General features: G+C 65.1%; 16 protein-coding genes. 3 read left to right on the forward strand and 13 right to left on the reverse strand.

Annotation, left to right across the window (positions count from 1 at the left end; translation table 11 throughout):
* Window positions 1-34 precede the first annotated feature (34 nt).
* The 5 genes from BRADO_RS32425 to BRADO_RS32445 all read right to left on the reverse strand — a co-directional run bounded on the left by BRADO_RS32425 (window position 35) and on the right by BRADO_RS32445 (window position 5253).
* Window positions 35-754, reverse strand: a complete 720-nt coding sequence (locus tag BRADO_RS32425) for a ribonuclease activity regulator RraA (protein WP_012030436.1) — start codon at window positions 752-754, stop codon at window positions 35-37.
* A gap of 121 nt (window positions 755-875) precedes the next feature.
* On the reverse strand, window positions 876-2612 hold the full coding sequence (gene araD, locus BRADO_RS32430; protein ID WP_012030437.1) for an L-arabinonate dehydratase: 1737 nt from the start codon (window positions 2610-2612) through the stop codon (window positions 876-878).
* Window positions 2609-3472, reverse strand: coding sequence for an ABC transporter permease (locus BRADO_RS32435; protein WP_012030438.1), 864 nt, complete (start codon window positions 3470-3472; stop codon window positions 2609-2611). The genes araD and BRADO_RS32435 overlap by 4 nt, the downstream gene beginning before the upstream one ends.
* Window positions 3473-3484: 12 nt before the next feature.
* On the reverse strand, window positions 3485-4249 hold the full coding sequence (locus BRADO_RS32440; protein WP_012030439.1) for an ABC transporter ATP-binding protein: 765 nt from the start codon (window positions 4247-4249) through the stop codon (window positions 3485-3487).
* The gene (locus tag BRADO_RS32445; RefSeq protein ID WP_085972833.1) at window positions 4249-5253 is read right to left on the reverse strand and encodes an ABC transporter substrate-binding protein; all 1005 of its coding nucleotides are present in this window, start codon (window positions 5251-5253) and stop codon (window positions 4249-4251) included. The genes BRADO_RS32440 and BRADO_RS32445 overlap by 1 nt, the downstream gene beginning before the upstream one ends.
* Before the next feature lie 153 nt (window positions 5254-5406).
* On the opposite strand from BRADO_RS32445, the gene BRADO_RS32450 reads away from it, so the two are divergent.
* Window positions 5407-6141 carry a GntR family transcriptional regulator gene (locus BRADO_RS32450; RefSeq protein ID WP_012030441.1) on the forward strand — a complete coding sequence of 245 codons (735 nt, stop codon included), beginning with the start codon at window positions 5407-5409 and terminating at the stop codon, window positions 6139-6141.
* A gap of 19 nt (window positions 6142-6160) precedes the next feature.
* Here BRADO_RS32450 and BRADO_RS32455 read toward each other — a convergent pair whose 3' ends face one another.
* Both BRADO_RS32455 and BRADO_RS32460 read right to left on the reverse strand, forming a co-directional pair.
* Window positions 6161-8332, reverse strand: a complete 2172-nt coding sequence (locus BRADO_RS32455) for a methyl-accepting chemotaxis protein (protein ID WP_371259347.1) — start codon at window positions 8330-8332, stop codon at window positions 6161-6163.
* 73 nt (window positions 8333-8405) lie between these two features.
* Window positions 8406-10370 (reverse strand): methyl-accepting chemotaxis protein, encoded by a 1965-nt coding sequence (locus tag BRADO_RS32460; protein ID WP_157872646.1) that lies wholly within the window; start codon window positions 10368-10370, stop codon window positions 8406-8408.
* A gap of 513 nt (window positions 10371-10883) precedes the next feature.
* Here BRADO_RS32460 and BRADO_RS32465 point away from each other — a divergent pair.
* Entirely contained in the window at window positions 10884-11318 is a 435-nt protein-coding gene (locus BRADO_RS32465; protein ID WP_041757933.1) for a response regulator, read from the forward strand.
* Window positions 11299-14907, forward strand: a complete 3609-nt coding sequence (locus BRADO_RS32470) for a PAS domain S-box protein (RefSeq protein WP_012030445.1) — start codon at window positions 11299-11301, stop codon at window positions 14905-14907. The genes BRADO_RS32465 and BRADO_RS32470 overlap by 20 nt, the downstream gene beginning before the upstream one ends.
* A gap of 146 nt (window positions 14908-15053) precedes the next feature.
* On the opposite strand, the gene BRADO_RS32475 is transcribed toward BRADO_RS32470, so the two are convergent.
* The 6 genes from BRADO_RS32475 to BRADO_RS32500 all read right to left on the reverse strand — a co-directional run bounded on the left by BRADO_RS32475 (window position 15054) and on the right by BRADO_RS32500 (window position 18995).
* A complete protein-coding gene (locus BRADO_RS32475; protein WP_006612093.1) occupies window positions 15054-15689 on the reverse strand; it encodes a response regulator transcription factor in 636 nt (211 codons plus the stop codon).
* A 449-nt stretch (window positions 15690-16138) separates the two neighbouring features.
* The gene (locus tag BRADO_RS32480) at window positions 16139-16648 is read right to left on the reverse strand and encodes a response regulator (protein ID WP_012030446.1); all 510 of its coding nucleotides are present in this window, start codon (window positions 16646-16648) and stop codon (window positions 16139-16141) included.
* Window positions 16649-16844: 196 nt separating this feature from the next.
* The gene (locus BRADO_RS32485) at window positions 16845-17168 is read right to left on the reverse strand and encodes a hypothetical protein (protein WP_012030447.1); all 324 of its coding nucleotides are present in this window, start codon (window positions 17166-17168) and stop codon (window positions 16845-16847) included.
* 34 nt (window positions 17169-17202) lie between these two features.
* Window positions 17203-18072 (reverse strand): protein-glutamate O-methyltransferase CheR, encoded by an 870-nt coding sequence (locus BRADO_RS32490; RefSeq protein ID WP_012030448.1) that lies wholly within the window; start codon window positions 18070-18072, stop codon window positions 17203-17205.
* A 29-nt stretch (window positions 18073-18101) separates the two neighbouring features.
* Window positions 18102-18491 (reverse strand): PleD family two-component system response regulator, encoded by a 390-nt coding sequence (locus BRADO_RS32495; protein ID WP_012030449.1) that lies wholly within the window; start codon window positions 18489-18491, stop codon window positions 18102-18104.
* Between the two features lie 30 nt (window positions 18492-18521).
* Window positions 18522-18995 (reverse strand): chemotaxis protein CheW, encoded by a 474-nt coding sequence (locus BRADO_RS32500; protein ID WP_012030450.1) that lies wholly within the window; start codon window positions 18993-18995, stop codon window positions 18522-18524.
* Window positions 18996-19000 lie beyond the last annotated feature (5 nt).

Here is a 19000-nt window from a genome sequence, read left to right on the forward strand (position 1 = left end):
CTCAAGGCCGGGACGACAGCTGAGTGCGTGGCGACTACCTGCCGTTCTTCGCGCGCCACGCCGCAAAGTCCGCTGGGGTCTGCGGATCGGTCGGCGGATAGAGACCGAGGATAGAGCGTCCTTGCACCACCTGTTCGGCGACGAAATCCTCGAACGCGGTCATCTCGAAGGTCTCATCGGCGATCTCGTCGGCGATGCCGGCGGGGATGACGATGACGCCGTCGGAATCGCCGAGGATGACGTCGCCGGGAAACACCGGCGCGTCGCCGCAGGCGATCGGGCCGTTGATCTCGATGGCATGATGCAAGGTGAGATTGGTGGGCGCGCTCGGACGCTGATGAAACGCGGGAATGCCGAGCTTCGCGATCTCGGCGGAGTCGCGGAAGCCGCCATCGGTGACGACGCCGGCGACGCCGCGCTGCTGCAACCGGCTGACGAGAATCGCCCCTGCCGAGGCGGCGCGCGCGTCCTTGCGGCTGTCCATCACCAACACGGCGCCGGGCGGGCAGTCCTCGACAGCCTTGCGCTGCGGATGGCCGCGATCACGGAACACGTCGATCGTGTTGAGATCCTCGCGCGCCGGGATGTAGCGCAAGGTGAAGGCTTCGCCGACCATGGTCGGCTGCTGCGGGCTGAGCGGATGGACGTTCTGGATGCACTGAATGCGCAGGCCACGCTTGAACAGCGCGGTGGCAACGGTCGCCGTCGAGACGGTCTTGAGCTTGTTGCGGGTGGCGGTGCTGAGTTTGGTCATGTGATGCTCTCTCCGTTCGTCATTCCGGGACGCGCGGAGCGCGAGCCCGGAATCCATACTCCCGATCGTGGTTATGGATTCCGGGCTTTCCGCTCCGCGGCGTCCCGGAATGAGAGCTGAACTAATAAATCGCCGGCTCGCCCACGGGCGCGCCGAAGCCGGTCTCGAGGAAGTCGAAGTCGCAGCCGTCATTGGCCTGCCTGATGTGGCGGGCGAACATCCAGCCATAGCCGCGCTCGAAGCGCGGTACCGGCGGCGTCCAGGCGGCACGGCGGCGAGCCAGTTCATCTTCGGGCACATCGAGATTGATCGTACGAGCGGCAACGTCGAGCGTGATGAGATCGCCGTTGCGCACAAGCGCGAGGGGGCCGCCGATATAAGATTCAGGCGAGACGTGCAGGATGCAAGCGCCATAAGAGGTGCCGCTCATGCGCGCGTCCGACAGCCGCACCATGTCGCGGACACCCTGCTTCACGAGCTTGGTCGGGATCGGGAGCATACCCCATTCCGGCATGCCGGGGCCGCCCTGCGGGCCGGCATTGCGCAGGATCATGACGTGGTCGGCGGTGACGTCGAGGTCGGGATCGTCGATCGCCTTCTTCATCGACGGATAATCGTCGAACACCAGCGCCGGGCCGGTATGCTTGAGGAAGCGCGGATCACAAGCAGAGGGTTTGATGACGCAGCCGTCGGGGGCGAGGTTGCCCTTGAGCACGGCGAGCGCGCCCTCGCGATAGATCGGGTTCGACTGCGGCCGGATGACGTCGTCGTTATAGACGCCGGCGCCCTTGATGTTATCGCCGAGGGTGCGGCCGTTGACGGTGAGGCAGTCGAGATGGAGATGCTCCGTCATCCGGCTCATCAGACCGGGAAGCCCGCCGGCGTAGTAGAAGTCTTCCATCAGATAGGTGTCGCCGCTCGGCCGGACATTGGCGAGCACCGGCACCTTGCGGCTCGCCGCCTCGAAACCGTCGAGGCCGATATCGGCCCCGGCGCGGCGCGCCTGCGCGATCACGTGGATGATGGCGTTGGTCGAGCAGCCCATCGCCATGGCGACTGCGATCGCGTTCTCGAACGCTTCGCGCGTCTGGATCTTCGACGGCGTCAGATCCTCCCACACCATCTCGACGATGCGACGGCCGCATTCCGAGCTCATGCGGATATGCTCGGCGTCAGCGGCGGGAATCGACGACGCACCCGGCAGGGTCATGCCGATCGCCTCGGCAATCGCCGTCATGGTCGACGCCGTGCCCATGGTCATGCAGGTGCCGTGGCTGCGGGCGATGCCCGCCTCCATCGCATTCCAGTCGGCATCCGACAGCTTGCCGGCGCGGCGCTCGTCCCAGTACTTCCAGGCGTCCGAGCCGGAGCCGAGCGTCTTGCCCTTCCAATTGCCGCGCAGCATCGGCCCGGCCGGGAGATAGATCGCCGGCAGGTTCATGCTGGTGGCGCCGAGCAGCAGCGCCGGCGTGGTCTTGTCGCAGCCGCCCATCAGCACGACGCCATCCACGGGATGGCTGCGCAGGAGCTCCTCGACGTCCATCGCCAACATGTTGCGATAGAGCATCGTGGTCGGCTTGAGCAGCGACTCCGACAGCGACAGCGCCGGCAGCTCGATCGGGAACCCGCCCGCCATCAGCACGCCGCGCTTCACGTCATCGACGCGCTGCTTGAAGTGCATGTGGCAGGGCTGTGCGTCCGACCAGGTGTTGACGATGGCGATCACCGGGCGGCCCTTCCACTCCTCCTGGGCATAGCCCATCTGCATCACCCGCGAACGGTGGCCGAACGAGCGGAGATCGTCGGGCGCGAACCAGCGCGCGCTGCGCAGCTGGTCGGGGGTCTTCTTGTTGCTCATGATTGCGTTCCCCAGGTCAGCACGGTCCGGCGCTCGATGGTGCGGAAGATCAGGTTCTCGACCACCAGGCCGATCAGGATCACGGTGAGAAGGCCGGCGAACACCGCCGGGATTTCGAGCAGATTGCGGTTCTCGAAGATGAACCAGCCGAGGCCGCCCTGCCCGGAGGAGACGCCGAACACCAGCTCGGCCGCGATCAGGGTGCGCCAGGCAAAGGCCCAGCCGATCTTGAGCCCGGTGAGAATGGCGCCGAACGCCGCGGGAATGAGAATGCGGATGACGTAGGAAAAGCCCGTGAGGCCGTAGTTGCGGCCGACCATGCGCAGCGTGTTGGAGACGCTCTTGAAGCCCGAGTGGGTATTGAGAGCGACCGGCCACAGCACCGAATGGATCAGCACGAACACGAGGCTGCCGCTGCCGAGCCCGAACCAGATCAAGGCCAGCGGCAGCAGCGCGATCGCCGGCAGCGGGTTGAACATCGCGGTGACGGTCTCGAGGAAATCAGTGCCGATGCGGGTCGAGATCGCAAGCACGGTCAGGATCGCGGCGAGCGTGATGCCCGCGGCATAGCCCATGAACAGCACCTTCAGCGAGGTCCAGGCGCGCATCGGAATGGTGCCGTCGCGCACCTTCTCCCACAGTGCTGCGATGGTGTCGGAGAAGGTCGGGAACAGCAGCGGGTTGTCGAGATAGCTGCCATAGGCCTGCCAGATCGCCGCGAGCACGACGATGATCAGGCTCTTGCGGACGAAGCCGTCGTTCCACAACAGCTCGGGCACGCTCAGTTTGCGCGCGACATCGGCCGCGGGCGCGGCTGATGGCGCCGACGTGTCGCGCAGGATGATCTTGGCGTCAGCCATATCCAGCCCTCCTCAATGCGCCGTTGCGGGTTCGGAGAACAAGAGATCATGGATTTGCTTCTCCAGCCGCGCCGCGCTGCCGTCCTCGGCCGAGACCTTGTCGACGTCGATCACCTCGGCTTTCACGCGGCCGGGATGCGGCGACAGCAGCAAAATGCGGTTGCCGATCTTGATGGCCTCCGCGATCGAATGCGTCACGAACAGCACCGTGAACTTGGTCTCGTTCCACAGCTGCAGCAGCTCGTCCTGGCAAGTGCGCCGCGTCAGCGCGTCGAGCGCGGCGAACGGCTCGTCCATCAGCAGGATGTCCGGCTCCATCGCCATGCCCCGAGCGATCGCGACGCGCTGCTTCATGCCGCCCGACAGCGTGTGCGGATAGGCGTCGACGACGCGCGTCAGCCCGACCTTCTCGATATAGGCGCGTGCCCTGCTCTCGGCTTCCTTGCGCGGCATGCGCCGCGCGGTCAGCAGCGGGAACATCACATTGGCGAGCACCGTCTTCCACGGAAGCAGCTGATCGAACTCCTGGAAGATCATCATGCGGTCGGCGCCGGGACCGGTGATCTCGCGGCCGTTGATGCGCATGCGGCCCTCGCTCGGCTTGATGTAGCCGCCGACGGCCTTCAGCAGAGTCGACTTGCCGCAGCCGGACGGCCCCAGCAGCACGAAGCGGTCGGAGCGGTCGACGGCGAAGCCGACGCGCTCGGTCGCCGTGATGACGGCACTGGAGGTCTTGTAACGCAGGGTGACGCCGTCGACATCGAGCAGCGTGGACATCAGTTGCCCTTCAGGTCATGCGCGACCGGCAGATAATAGTCTGTCCAGGCCTTGGGCTGGGTCTTGATGGTGCCGATCCTGGCGAGGTGCGCGGCGAATTTCATGGTGCCCTGCGGCTCCAGATTCCATTCCATCATGCCGGGCTCCTTGAGCCACGCCAGCAGGTCCTCGACGGAGGTCTTGTCGCCGGTGATCTCCTTGTAGATCTCGACCGCCGTTCTGGTGTCGCTGCGGATCAGATCCTGCGCCTCCTTGGTGGCGTCGCGCACGGCCTGGATGATCTTCGGATTGGCGTCGGCGAATTTCGTGGTGGTGAAGAACTGCGCCTGGCTGAGCGGCCCGCCCATCACGTCGGGCGAGTTCAGCACGACATGCGCGCCCGGCACGTTCTTCATTTCGAGGAACGTATAGGGCGGGATGGAGAAGTGATTGTGGACCTCGTGCTGCGGATTGGTCAGCGCCGTGTAAGCGTCGGGATGCCCGAGCTGCACGGTGTTGGCATCGAGCCTGTTCCACTGGTCGGCGCCGAACGCCTCGGCGGCCGCGATCTGCAGCACGATCGCTTGCGTGGAGACCTTCACCGTCGGTACGGCGATCTTGTCGGTCGGACCGAAATCCTTGATCGACTTGATGCTGGGATCCCGGCTGATCAGCGTCATCGGCTGGGCCGAGGTGGCGACGATGCCCTTCACCCCGCCGCGTGTGCGATCCCACAGCAGCAGCAGATTGCCGGTGCCGGTGTTGAGGATGTCGACGCTGCCGGACAGCAGCGCATCGGTCTGCGCGCCGCCGCCGGAGAAGGTCAGCCACTTCGTGGTTACGTTGGGCAATCCGAGCGCAGCGGCGTGCTTCTCGATCAGCTTGTTTTTTTCGATGATGTGGCTCGGCATGTAGAAGATGCCGGGCTGGCGCGACAGCGATATCTCGGTCTTCTGCTGGGCCTGCGCGGCGTCGTTCCAGATCGCCGTGACGAGCAGCGCCCCCAGCAGTCCGACGGCGCCCATGGGAGAGCGACCGAACCTAGCGAACATGGCACATCCCTCCTCACGCGCCGGCGGTTCTTGACGGCCGGTCACCCGATGCACTAATGCATTAGTTTATCTCTGACAAGTGCCGCGATCGCTGCGTGCGACATTTCAGCAGGACGTCCGCTCCTCATGGCCCCGCCCGCGACGCCACCCGACATCCCGCCCGACATGCCGCCGAGGGCCCCTCCGCCTGAACGGCTCGACCCGAGCCGGCGCGCGGCGCCGCAGGTGTTCGAAAGGCTGCGCGATCAGATCATCTCACTGGCGCTCCCCCCGGGCTCGCCCTTGTCGCGGACGTCCCTGCAAGCCGAGTTCGGGCTGAGCTCGACGCCGATCCGGGACGCGCTGATGCGGCTTGCCGAGGAGGGCCTGGTCGACATCTTCCCGCAGCATGCGACGCTGGTGAGCCGCATCGATATCGGCCGGGCGCAGCAGGCGCAATTCCTGCGGCAAGCGCTGGAGCTGGAGATCGTGCGGCTGCTGGCACGCGAGCCCGTGCAGACTCTCGCGGACGAGCTCTACGGGCTGGTGGCTCAGCAGCGACGCTTCGCCAGGGATGGCGATTTCGCCGCCTTCATGCTGGCCGACAACGCCTTCCACGAGCGTCTCTACACAGCCGCAAACAAGCACGAGCTTTGGACCCTGGTGCGCAGCCGCAGCGGCCACATCGACCGGCTGCGCCGGCTGCATCTGCCGTCGCCGGGCAAGGCACAGACCATCCTGCGCCACCACAAGCAGATCGTCGACGCGATCGCCGCCGGACGGCCCGACGAGGCGCAGGCGCATTTGCGCGAGCATCTGACCGGCACGCTCAGCGACCTCGCCACCATCCGCAGCCGCTGGCCCGACTATCTCAGCGGATAGAGCGGAGCAGGCAAGATCATCACGCCGCCTGGTTGCGCCTCTGGCGGGCAGCGCGGCGCTCCGGTCCCCGATAGTTCGGATCATCCTCGACCCGGCGGTCGAGCGGACCGTTGCGCAGCCGGATGAAGAACTCCTCAACCTCGGCCGCCAGATTCTCGGCCGCGCGCGAAACATTGCTCGAGGCGTTGCGCACGCTGTCGGCGGACTGGCTGGTTTCCTCGATCGCCCCGCTGACGGTGGAGATGTTCGAGGCCAGCATCTTGCTGCCCGAGGCGGCCATCTGGACGTTGTGCGAGATCTCCCGCGTGGCCGCCCCCTGCTCTTCCACGGCGCTGGCGATCGCGGTCGTCACGTCGGCCATCTGCCGCATTGCGGTCGAGACCTCCTTGACCGAGGCGACCGCGTTGCTCGTCGAGCTCTGGATGCCCTGCACGTGCTGGCTGATCTCCTGGGTCGCCTTGGCGGTCTGCTCGGCGAGCGATTTCACCTCCTGCGCGACCACCGCGAAGCCGCGGCCGGCCTCGCCCGCGCGCGCGGCCTCGATCGTCGCATTCAGGGCCAGGAGATTGGTCTGCGCGGCGATCGCCTGGATCAAGTCGACGACGGTCGAGATGCTCTGCGCCGCCTGCGCGAGCCCCTCGATCTCGGCTTCCGACCGCGCGGTCGTGGTGTTGGCGTTGCGCACCGTCGAGTTCGACAGCTCGATCTGACGGCCGATCTCCACGATCGAGCTCGCGAGCTGCTCGGCAGCCGAGGCGACGGTTTGCACGTTCATCGCGGTCTTCTCGGACGCGCCCGCCGCGGAGGCCGCCTGCTCGGTGGCGCGGCCGGCGATACCGGTCAGCGACTCCGCGGTGTGCCGCATGACGCTGACATTGTCGTCGACCTCCGTCAGCAGCTCCGTCGACTTGCTGCGGAAAGTCTCGACCGCCTGCTCCATGTTGCGGTTCATTGCCTCGCGTGCCTCGGCCTCGCGCACATAGTTGGACGATGCCTGCTGCTGCGCGATGACGTTGTCACGGAACATCGCCACCGCCTTCGAGACGTCACCGATCTCGTCGGCACGCTCGGCGGTCTTGAACTCCACCGTCGTATCGCCATCCGACAACAGGGCCGAGTCGGCGACCAGCGCCCGGATCGGCCGCGTGATCGAGCGCGCCACCAGGATGGCGGTTGCGAGACCGAGCGCGAGCCCAATGCCGAGCAGGAGCCATTCGGCGAGGAGAAGGCGGTCGATCAGCGCCGCGACGTCGGCCGAGTCCTTCACCAGCACATCCTGCTGGTTGGTCTTCAGCCCATCCCTGCGCGTTCCGTCGGCGCGCTTCTTGCCGGCCAGAATGTCCAGAAGCTTGTCGGCGCGCGGCGCGGCCTCGGTCGCCAGCTGGAAAACGGCCGCATTCCATTGCGGCGACTGCCGCAACGCGAAAATCTTGTCCGGCAAGGGCGCGAACGCTTCGCTCGCCTTGGCGACCTTATCGAACGCGGCCTTCTGCGAGGGCGTCAGCAGGCTGGCCTGGGAGGCGATGATCGCAACGGCATTCTTGTAGTTGGTATAGGGCATCGCGAACTTGTCGCGGTCCGACGCTTCGCCAGATGCGACGTAGAGCCTGAGCTGGGAGCCGGCGGCGGCGAGATTGCCGCGGACGTCGGCCATCGTCTTCAACAGCCGCTTCCGCTCCGGAGACGCTTCGAGGCCGTTCTCCTCGTCGATCATCTTGGTGATTTCCGCGAACATGGTCGCGATCAACGGCGAGGCTTCGCCGCCGAGCAGCCTGGTCGCGGGATAGGCGTCGGCCGTGAAGGCGACAGCCTCGGCCTTGTCCTGCGCCGCCCTGAACTCCGCGAGCAGCGGCTTCGCCTCAGCCCAGAGGGCACGGTTGGCAGGAACCCTGAGCTGCTGCGCGAGGCGATCGAAGTCCTGAATGGATTTGTCGAACTCGACCCACAAAGCGGCGCGCTGCTGCTTCATCTCGGGATCTCCGGTGAGCAGATAGCCGCGCAACGCCGCGAGCGTCGCCTGCAGGTCGCCGACGAGCTGCGTGCTGCCGATGGCCACCGGAGATCTCAACTCGACGATCTTGCGAAATCTCTCCGACACGTCGGACACGGCATAGGCCGAATAGCCCACGGCACAGGCCAGTAACAAACAAATCAGACCGAACCCGGCCAGCAGCCGGGTCTGAATCTTCATATTGGAAACAAAGCCGAACATCCATTCCCCCACCACTGTCAGACCGCCCGGCGAACGCCGCCGGACGGCCAACTCACGCAACCCTCATGCGCCGGCCAGTGACGCCGGCGATGTAGTTCTGCCGACGCTCCGGGCCCTTGTAGTTCGCGTTCTCGCCCTTGCGGCGGTCCAGCGGCCCCGTCCGCAGCTTGACGAAGAAGCTCCTGACTTCCTCCGCCAGACGCTCGGCCGCCTGCGAGACCTGGGCCGACGAATCCGCCACCTGATCGGCAGAGCGGTTGGTCTGGCGGATCGCTTCGCTCACGGTGGCGATGCTCGAGGCCAGGGTGTTCGAGCCGGACGCGGCCATCTGCACGTTCTCGGAAATCTCGCGGGTCGCGGCGCCCTGCTGCTCGACCGCGCTGGCGATCGCGCCCGTGACCTCGTCGATCTCGCGCATCGCCACGCCCACCTGCTTGACGGAGGCCACCGCATTCCCGGTGGAGGTCTGGATGCCCTGGACGTGCTGGGCGATCTCCTGGGTCGCCCGCGCGGTCTGCTCGGCCAGCGACTTGACCTCCTGGGCGACGACGGCGAAGCCTCGGCCGGCTTCGCCGGCGCGCGCCGCCTCGATGGTCGCATTGAGCGCCAGCAGGTTCGTCTGCGCCGCGATCGCCTGGATCAGATCGACCACCGAGGAGATGCTTTGAGCTGCCAGGGCAAGGCCTTCGATCTCGCTTTCGGAACGTGTCGTCGTGGCGTTGGCCGCTCGCACGGTGGTGTTCGAACGCACGATCTGGCGTCCGATCTCCTGGATCGAGCCGGCGAGTTCTTCGGCCGCGGCGGCGACGGTCTGGACGTTCGAGGCCGTCCGCCCGGATGCATCGGCAGCGGCCTCCGCCTGCTGCGTCGCCTGCGCCGAGATGTTGGTCAGCGCGCTCGCGGTGTGCTTCATCGTGGCTGCGTTGTTGCCGACATCGCCGAGCAGCCCCTCGGCGGCGCGCCGGAATTCCTCGACGGCCTGCTCCATGTTGCGGTTGGCAGCTTCGCGCTGCTCGGCCGCTTCGGCCACGTGACGCGCGGCCTCCTGCTGCGCGAGCACGTTGTCACGGAATTTCGCGACCGCCGCGGCCAGCTTCCCGACCTCGTCAAGGCGGCGCGCGCCAAGAAACTCGACCGACGTATCGCCGGCCGACAGCCGCGCCGATTCATCCACCAGAACCTGGAGCGGCCGGGTGATGCTGCGCGTCATCAGGACGGCGCTCGCAATTCCCAACAGCGCGGCGACGAGCGCCGTGGTGCGCTGGACCAGCGAGGCTTCATCGATCAGGCCTCCGGTTTCGGCGACGGTCGTGACGTAGTTCGAGCGGATGCCGCTCTCCACCTTTTCGATCCGCTCGATTGCCGATCGCGTCAGCGGTGCGACCTCGGTTGCGTAGATCTCGTTGCCGCGAAGCAGGTTGCTGGATGCCTTCTCGAAGCTGCCGGCATAAGCGGCGAGATCGGCCTTGACGGTCGCAAGCGCCGCGGCGAGTTCGCCGAGATCGCGCCGCTCAAGCTCGGCGAACTCGCCCTTGATACGTCCGAGCTCAGCCGTGAAGGCTTCGCGTGGCTTGACGTCATGCGTGGCAAGATGGCGCCAGACCGAGATCCGGGCAGAGTTGATGGTCAGCTCCAGCGCCGCCATTGCCGGAGCATGACCCGTTCCCTGCGCGGCCTCGACCAGCTTGCGCAGATCGGCCGCGAGGCGATCACCATCCGCGAACAAAGCATCTCGACCGGCAAAATAGGCCTGCAGCACGCCGCCGAATGCGGCACGCTTCTCGTTCAAGGACGCGATCTCCGGCTGTAGCAGGCGGTACGCCGCCAGCCGCTCCTGCGACACTGTCCGGCGAATCGTCACGTCGAGCGTGGCGGCCGCGTTCGTCAGCCGGGTCTCCACCTCCGCATAGGACGCCTCGTCCCGATCACTCTGGTAGCGCAGCATCGCGCGCGACGCGGCGTGGAGATCCGCCGAGATCTTCACCACGCCGATGGCGTTCTGCGACTGATCCGCCATGCGAACAACCTTCTTGGAAATGGTATCGAGCTGCAAATATCCGAAAGCTGCCGTTGCGAGCCCGATGACCACGAGCAGGCCGAAGCCAAGCCAGAGGCGAACACCGATTTTGAAATTGCTGACCACAGATCCATCCACCCCAACATCGCAAATCTTCAAGAATATGCTCAAAGGTTGTGCGCTTGAGCGCAGCTCCCCGACACAAGCAGAGCGGGAACCTTGGTAACTTTTCCATTGACTGAATTAAACGAATGTGAAGTGTTCCGGCCGTACAACTACGGCGCGAGTGCCTTAAACAAAGGCAGAGACCTCGCTCAAGGCAAAGGTTCCCAGATGCCGCGAGGAGCCTGCGCGAGAACTCCGCTTTTTGAGCCGGTAAGGCGGCATTCGCGGGCCGGCCGATGACCGCACATGTGACTTGAGTCGTCTGGCGCTTGCAGCGCGCCGCGAATTGGGCAAAACCTCTACAACTGACTGTTGGTCTTGCTGCCAACCATTCGGGAGGCGCGGAGCGTGGCGAACATACTGGTCGTGGACGACGACCCTGTCATGCAGCTGACCATTCAGCGCGTGCTCGAACGCGCTGGACATGCCGTGGCGACGGCCGGCGACGGGCAGAAGGCGCTTGCGCGTTTCGAGCGCGAAAGCTTCGATCTCGTCATCCTCGACATCTTCATGCCGGGCATGGACGGGCTGGAAGCCATGCGCATGATCCTGCAGCGCGCGCCGGGCGTTCCGATCCTGATGACATCGGGGCGACCGCAGACCGCAAGCTCGATTTCCGAGCCCGATTATCTTACCATGGCGACCAAGCTGGGAGCGGTTTCCGCCTTGCCCAAGCCGTTCAAACCGGCTGACCTCGTGACGATGGTTTCCGATTGCCTGGCGTCGGCAGGCAATCCGGCTGAGCGACCACGGCCAGGCCACGATGCTGTTCCGAACTCCTGACAGCCGAGCCAATCATGCGTCGCTGAGCGGCCTCGAAGGCGCCAGCGATGGCAGCCTTGGCCATCGCATGTCGCTGACGACACGGCTGGCAATCGCGATGATCCTGCTGGTCGCGATCGCGGTGTTCGCCGTCGGCTGGCTCGGTTACCGCAGCCTCGAGCGGGCGCTGCTGCCCAGGGCGCTGGACCGCATCGAATCGCATTCGCGCCTGATGGCGACCGAGATCGAAAACTATGTGGCCGGCGCCCGCAACGACATCAACGGCTACCGCGCCTCGCCAAACCTGGCGACGCTGATGCGGACCTTGAAGTCCGGCGTGCCGGATCCGCGCGAGGGCCTGTCGGCGCAGTCCTGGCGTGAGCGGGTCGCCATGCGCTATTTCGCAGAGCTGCAGGCGAAGCCGACCTACGCGATGATCCGGCTGGTCGGGATCGAGAACGACCATCGCGAGCTGATCCGCGTCGACCGGCTTGGCCCGGGAAACAGCGTCCGCATCGTCCCGGAGAGCGAGCTGATCGCGCGCGGCGAGCGCAACTACATCAAGGAGACGCTGGGACTTGCACCTGGCGGGATCCGGATCTCGCCGATCATCCTCGACGGCAACACCACCGATCCGAAGACGGGGGTGCCGATGCTGTGCATCGGAACTCCGGTGTTCGCACCGGACGGCAAGCCGTTTGCCATCCTGATCATCGATCTCGACATGCGCCCGGTGTTCGCCAATCTGCGCACCGCCGCCCGGCCCGGTGCGCAGCTCTACGTCGTCAACGCGCGCGGCGACTATCTCTTCCATCCCGAAACCGAGCGCGAGTTCGCCTCGAAACGTGGCCGACCATCCCGCTGGCAGGATGATTTCCCCTCGCTCGCCAGCGCCACCGGCAGCACGGAGGGTTTTGCGCGCATCCTCCACGACGAATCCGACCGGCCGGGCGGCGTCGCATTCGCGCCGGCGCTGCTCGCCGGCCAGGAATGGGTGGCGGTGATCGAGACGATTCCCAACACGGCCTTCATGGCGCCGGCCCTCGCCATCCGCAAAACGGCGATCGAGGTCGGCCTCATTGCGATGCTGTGCGCGGCCGCCCTGGCATTCGTGGTCGCGAGATCGCTGACGCGCCCGATCAACCAGCTCACGCAGGCGGTCGAGGGGATGGGCCGCGGCGAGCCGGTCAAGATCCCGCTCGAGGCCGTCGGCGAAACCGGCGTGCTGGCGCGCGCTTTCGCGCGCGTGATGGACGAGGTCCGCAGCAAGACCGCCGAGCTGGAGCGCGAGGTCCAGGAGCACTATCTGACCGAAGCGGCGCGCGATCATTTCGCCGCACGCGAACGGCTCTACAGCGCCGCGGTCGAATCATCCAACGACGCGATCGTCACGCTCGCCCTCGACGGAACCATCACCGGGTGGAATCCGGCCGCGCAGACCATGCTGGGCTACTCCGCCGAGGAGGTCGTGGGACGTCAGGCGGACTTTCTCGTTCCGCCCGACCGGACGACCGAAGCCCAGGACATCCTGCAGCGCGTCGCGCGCGGCGAACGGATCCAGGCCTTCGAGACGGTCCGCGTCCGCAAGGACGGCCAGCACATTCTCGCCTCGCTCAGCGTCTCACCGATCAAGTCACCCACGGGACAGATCATCGGCGCATCGAAGATCGCCCGCGACATCACCGAGAGCCGCAGGACTGAGCAGGCGCTGCGGCAGCAGACGGAAGAGCGACGGCGCATCTTCGAGACGTCACAGGACCTGATCCTGATCACCGACCGCCATGGCATTCTGGTGCAGGTCTCGCCGAGCGTGGAGACGATCCTGGGCTACAGCCCGGCCGAAATGATCGGGCGCAGCGGCGCCGACTTCATCCATCCCGACGACCTGCCAAAGGCGCGCGAGGAGCTGCGTGCTTCGCGCAACGGACTGCGCTCCCGCACCTCCGATGGACGCTACATCCACAAGGATGGTCGCGTCGTGACCTTATCCTGGACGTCGAACTGGTCGGAGCCGGTGCAGCGGCACTTCTTCATCGGCCGCGACATGACCGAGAGCCGTCTGGCGCAGGAAACGCTGCGCGAGAGCGAGCAGCTCGCGCGCAACATCGTCGAGACCGCGCTCGACGCCTTTGTCCAGATCGACGACAAGGGCGCCATCCTCAACTGGAACTCGCAGGCCGAGCGGATCTTCGGCTGGTCCCGTGCCGAGATCCTCGGCAAGGACGTGTTCAGCGTGATCACGGTCGAGGGCGGAGGCGAGGAATTGCGCGCGGCGCTCGGCCGCATCGTGATGACCGGGCACGCCTCCCCGCTCGGCGTCGGACGGCGGCGCGAGGTCATGGTGAGGCGGCGCGACGGCCGCGAGTTCAAGGCCGAGCTCAGCGTCACCGCGTTGAAGACGCGCAACGGCTTCGTGCTCAACGGCTTCTTCCGTGACCTGACGGACAAGATCGCGACGGAGGAGCGGATCCGGCAGTCGGAGAAGATGGAAGCGATCGGCCAGCTCACCGGCGGCATCGCGCACGACTTCAACAACATCCTGACCGTGATCACCGGCACGATCGAGATTCTCGCGGCTGCCGTCGCCAAGGAGCCGCAGCTCGCCGCGATCACGCGGATGATCGACGAGGCGGCCGCGCGCGGCGCCGATCTGACGCAGCATCTGCTCGCCTTTGCGCGCCGGCAACCGCTGCAGCCGCGCGAGATCGACGTCAACACGCTGATCATCGACACCGCCAAGCTGCTGCGGCCCACGCTCGGAGAGCAGGTCGAGATCGAGTCCGTATTCCAGGACGAAACCTGTGTCGCGCATGTCGACCCCAATCAGCTCACCACCGCGGTCATCAATCTCGCGCTCAACGCCCGTGATGCGATGCCGAATGGCGGCAAGCTGATCCTGGAGACCGGCTGGGCCGACCTCGACGAGAACTACGCGAGCCTCTACGACGATGTCCGACCCGGCCGTTATGCAATGATCGCCGTCAGCGACAGCGGCAGCGGCATTCCGGCGGGCATCATCGACAAGGTCTTCAACCCGTTCTTCACCTCGAAGGGGCCGGGCAAGGGCACCGGGCTCGGCCTGTCGATGGTGTACGGCTTCGTCAAGCAGTCGGCGGGCCACATCAGGATCTACAGCGAGGAAGGACACGGCACGACGATCCGCATGTACCTGCCGCCGGGCAGCGAGGGCGCTGTGACCACGACATCGGGAACCGCTCCGACCATCGAAGGCGGCCATGAAACGATCCTGGTGGTGGAGGACGACCGGCTGGTGCGCGGCTACGTGCTGGCCCAGCTCCATGCCTTGGGATATGCAACGCTGGAAGCCGCCAATGCCGCAGAAGCGCTCGCGATCACCAACGCCGGCGAGCCGTTCGAGCTGCTGTTCACCGACATCATCATGCCTGGCACGATGAACGGACGCCAGCTCGCCTCAGAGGTCCAGCGGATCCGCCCAGGCCAACGCGTGCTGTTCACGTCGGGCTACACCGAGAATGCGATCGTCCATCACGGGAGGCTCGACGAAGGACTGCTCCTGCTGCCAAAGCCCTATCGCAAATCCGAACTCGCCAAAATGGTCCGCAAGGCGCTCGCCACCGACGATCTATGAACTCCGATCTATGAACTCCGATCTATGAACTACGATCTGTGAACTCCGACGCCTAAACACCGACACTCGAGCACCGACGCTTGGACCCGGCGTCACGCCGGCACGTCAGTACGCGCCAGGCTGCGCGTGCGCGACCCGGCAGCCTTTCAATTGGCGCGCGACGCCGTCATCACGATACGAATCAGATCTGCTGCATTGCGTGCGCCGAGCTTCTTCATGATGTTGGCGCGATGGTCCTCGATCGTCCGTGGACTGATGCCGAGGGTGCGTCCGGCCTCCTTGTTCGAGGCCCCCGCCGTGAATTGTTCCAGCACCTCGCGCTCGCGCCTGGTCAGTGGCTCGCGACCGGGAAAATGCAGCGAGCCGATCTTCGGCGACGCGTTCTCCTTCTGACGGCGCGCGAACGCGCCGATCGCTTCGTTCAAGCGAGCCACGATTTCACTGCCGCGAAACGGCTTCTCGATGAAGTCGAGCGCGCCGTTCTTGATGGCGTTGACGGCCATCGGGATGTCGCCTTGGCCCGAGATCATGAAGATCGGCGCCGGATAGTCCTCGCCATGAAGTTCCCTGAGGATGTCGAGCCCCGACTTTCCCGGGATGTGCACGTCGAGCAGGATGCAGGAAGGTGTTCGGCTTCGGGCCACTGCAAGGAGCGCCGCGCCATCCGCAAAGCAGATCACCTCATACCCACCCGCCGACAAGACCATCGAGAGGGTGTCGCGCACGGCTGGGTCGTCATCGACGACAAAAATCTCACCGCGGGAAGTTGTTTGTTCGGCCATGGGCGATTGCTCTTGCAAAGAGAGAAGAAACAATGAAAGCGCGTCTTATGATACCATACTCGCCAGGTAGTTTGGGCACCCGTATTTGTACGGCTTAAGCCCTCAACCCACAAGTAGTCGCTCGGGACCGGTTCGCCTCCTCACGAGAACACGATCTGAACATGATCTCAAGGCAGTCGTTGTCCGTCGCATGCTGCCCTGCAAAACACACCGCCGAAGATGCCGTCATGATCGACGTCAAGCGATGGCGGCGCGAGCTCCCCCCGGCCGTCGGCCAGATGTCGGTGTGGACCGGCAGGGACAATCGGGCGTTACCGCCGACCTCTGCACGGCAGTCGACACAAGGCGGCACGAGGGTGATCTGCGTTGCCCGTGTTTTGGTCAGCACGGAGAGAAGCGAAAGCCTGCATACCGCATGAACTGATCGGTCTGAGTTTCAGCCGCAGATCTCAAGACCGATGCTTGGCTGCAACACCATCGGCTGCGACGCCGCCCCAGGTGTGAACCACGGGCAGCCCCAGCGCGGTTTTGCCGAGATTGGCGAGGAAGATGCGGAGTGCAGCCAGATCGACAGGCTTGGGCAAGCTCTGAAGGTCGATACCCAGCGAGCGGGCATACAGCCTCGCCGCGATTCGCCTCGCCGCATCCATGCCGCTGATCACGATCACGGACCCGGCGAAACGGCTGTCGGCAATGGCGCGGAGAACCTCCGTGCCGTCTCCGTCCTCGAGCATGAGATCGAGCGTCACGCAATCGAAGCGCTTGTTACGCACCTCGCGGATCGCGTCGTTGCAATTGGACACCACGGTCACGGCGTGGCCGGCCTGCTTGGCCGCCAGCGAGATCAGCGTTCTCTGCGCGGCGTCGTCGTCGACGACGAGAAGCTGCAGCGCACGCCGTTCGCCCTCCTCGACTGCTTCTGGGCGGGTGGCCGCAAGTTCCGAACTCATGACCGACATTGGTCGTCCCTGGAAATGTTGATTGACTTCATTGTCATACACATCTCGTCCTGAAGCGACGTAAAGCGCTTCTGCGAAAAACGGCCGCCTCGTTTAAGATTTGCGCAGGATTTTAGGTGTTTCCCGCGCCAACCTCACGCCGCGGCGACCCGCTCCGCGCGGGCGGCCGCCAAGCCGCCCGGCTGCAAGCCGCGACCTAGCCGACCGTGGATTCCTGACCGGCGGAGGCACTCCCGCGCTTCTTCTTGTTCTTTCCCTTGATGAACTGGATGTCCATCTCAGCACCGTTGACGCGAACCAGTTCGCACCGCCTGTAGGCCAGTCCCGTCGAGGACAGAAGCAGGAAGAACTCCTTGAGGTTCAATCCCTGGATCGATCCCTCAACGGTCAGAACCGCGTCGTTGTCGGAGATGGCATTGAGCTGACAATCCCGCCGCCAGGTGCCGTCGATGCCCATGATGCAGACATCGTAGCCCCGACTGAAGGTGACGCGCTCCGTACCTTTGTTCTCGTCAGACATCTTTGCGTCCTGCTCCCGCGCTAAGGCGGCTCACCTAATTGCCGGCTGCCGCAACCCGTGGCGCGCCGGGAAGTGGCGCCTTGAGCGTGGACGCCACGCCGCTTGGACGATACAGGCCGCGACGGTCCGTGAGCGGCTTGAACACGTCGGTGAGGCCAACGACGGTTTCCGCCGCGCCCAGGACCAGGAAGCCGTCCGGCTCCATCTGCTTGGCGAGCCGGCCGAAGATGTTGATCTTGGTTTCCTGGTCGAAATAGATCAGCACGTTGCGGCAGAAGACGACGTCGAAAGTGCCGAGTTGCGAGAAATCGTGCAGCAGGTTGAGCTGACGATGCTGGACCATGCCGCGAACGTCAGAGTTGATCTGCCAGAGCTCGCCGGCCTGCTTGAAATGTTTGACCAGAAGCTGGATGGGCAGCCCGCGCTGGACTTCGAACTGGCTGTAGAGGCCCGCCTTCGATTTCTCGAGCACTTCCTGCGACAAATCGGTGGCAATGATCTCGACACGCCATCCGGCGAGCGCTGCGCCCATTTCCTTGAGCGACATCGCCAGCGAATACGGCTCCTGTCCGGTGGAGCAGGCTGCGCACCAGATGCGGATCGACTTGCGGTTGGCGCGCGCCTTGAGGAGCTCCGGCATGATCACGTCGCGAAAGTGATCGAACGGGACCTTGTCGCGGAAGAAGAACGTCTCGTTGGTGGTCATCGCCTCGACGACCTGGCTGACCAGGGCGCTCGAGCCGTCCTTCAGCTTCTGGACGAGATCGCTGATGCTCGCGAGGCCCGCCTTGCGCGCGAGCGGAAGCAGGCGGCTCTCGATCAGATATTGCTTGTCGGCAGACAGATCGAGACCTGACTTGTCTCGAAGCAGCTTGCGCAGGAATTCATAATCTGGCTGGTTCACGGTCGGCCTCTTCTGGGCAGAGGAAGGGATCAGGCGGATTCGGCTGACAGTGCCTGGATGAGACCGACTTCCTGGAATTTCGCGGCGACAATTTCCTTGTCGAACGGCTTCATGATGTACTCATTGGCGCCCGCGTTCAGCGCACGCGAGATGTGGTCGATGTCATTCTCCGTGGTGCAGAACACCACCTTCGGGCCGTCGCCACCCGGCAGCCGTCGCAGCCGCCCGAGGAAGTCGTAGCCGTCCATCACCGGCATGTTCCAGTCGAGCAGGATGGCATCGGGAAGGCTCTTGGTGCAAAGTTCCAAGGCCTGCTCACCGTCTTCCGCCTCGACGACGGAGAAACCGAGTTCCTCCAGAATACGTCGCGCGATCTTGCGTACGACGCTGGAGTCATCCACGACCAGACATGTTTTCATCGTTGTCTCTCCTATGAGACGGTTGACGGGCTAAGCGGCGATCGCCGCCTTCGGCAGAAGTTCGAGCACGCGATCGACATCGAGGATGACCATCAGCTGGCCATCGAGGCGGTGCACGCCGCCCGCAAACTTCGCCATGCGCGGATCGAGGTTGACGGGGTTGTCCTCCCGGCCCGCTTCGGGCAGCCGCAACACCTCGCCGATCTGGTCGATCAGCAGGCCGTAGGACTCGCCGCGCAGATCGACGCCGACCGCCATCGGCGGCTTGCCATCCTCGGCCTTGGCAAGGCCGAGCCGCGCGCGCATGTCGACGACGGTGACGATGCGGCCGCGCAGATTCAGGACGCCGGCGATCTCGGCCGACGACAGCGGCACGCGCGTCACCCGCTCCGGCATGAACACGTCCTGCACCCGCGAGATCGGCAGGCCGAACAGCTGGCCACCGATCATCGCGGTGACGAATTCGGAGGCCGCGCCGTCAGTGGTTTCGATCTTGCTGCTCATCGTAT

Origin of the sequence: Bradyrhizobium sp. ORS 278, assembly GCF_000026145.1 — a bacterium.
Lineage (GTDB): Bacteria > Pseudomonadota > Alphaproteobacteria > Rhizobiales > Xanthobacteraceae > Bradyrhizobium.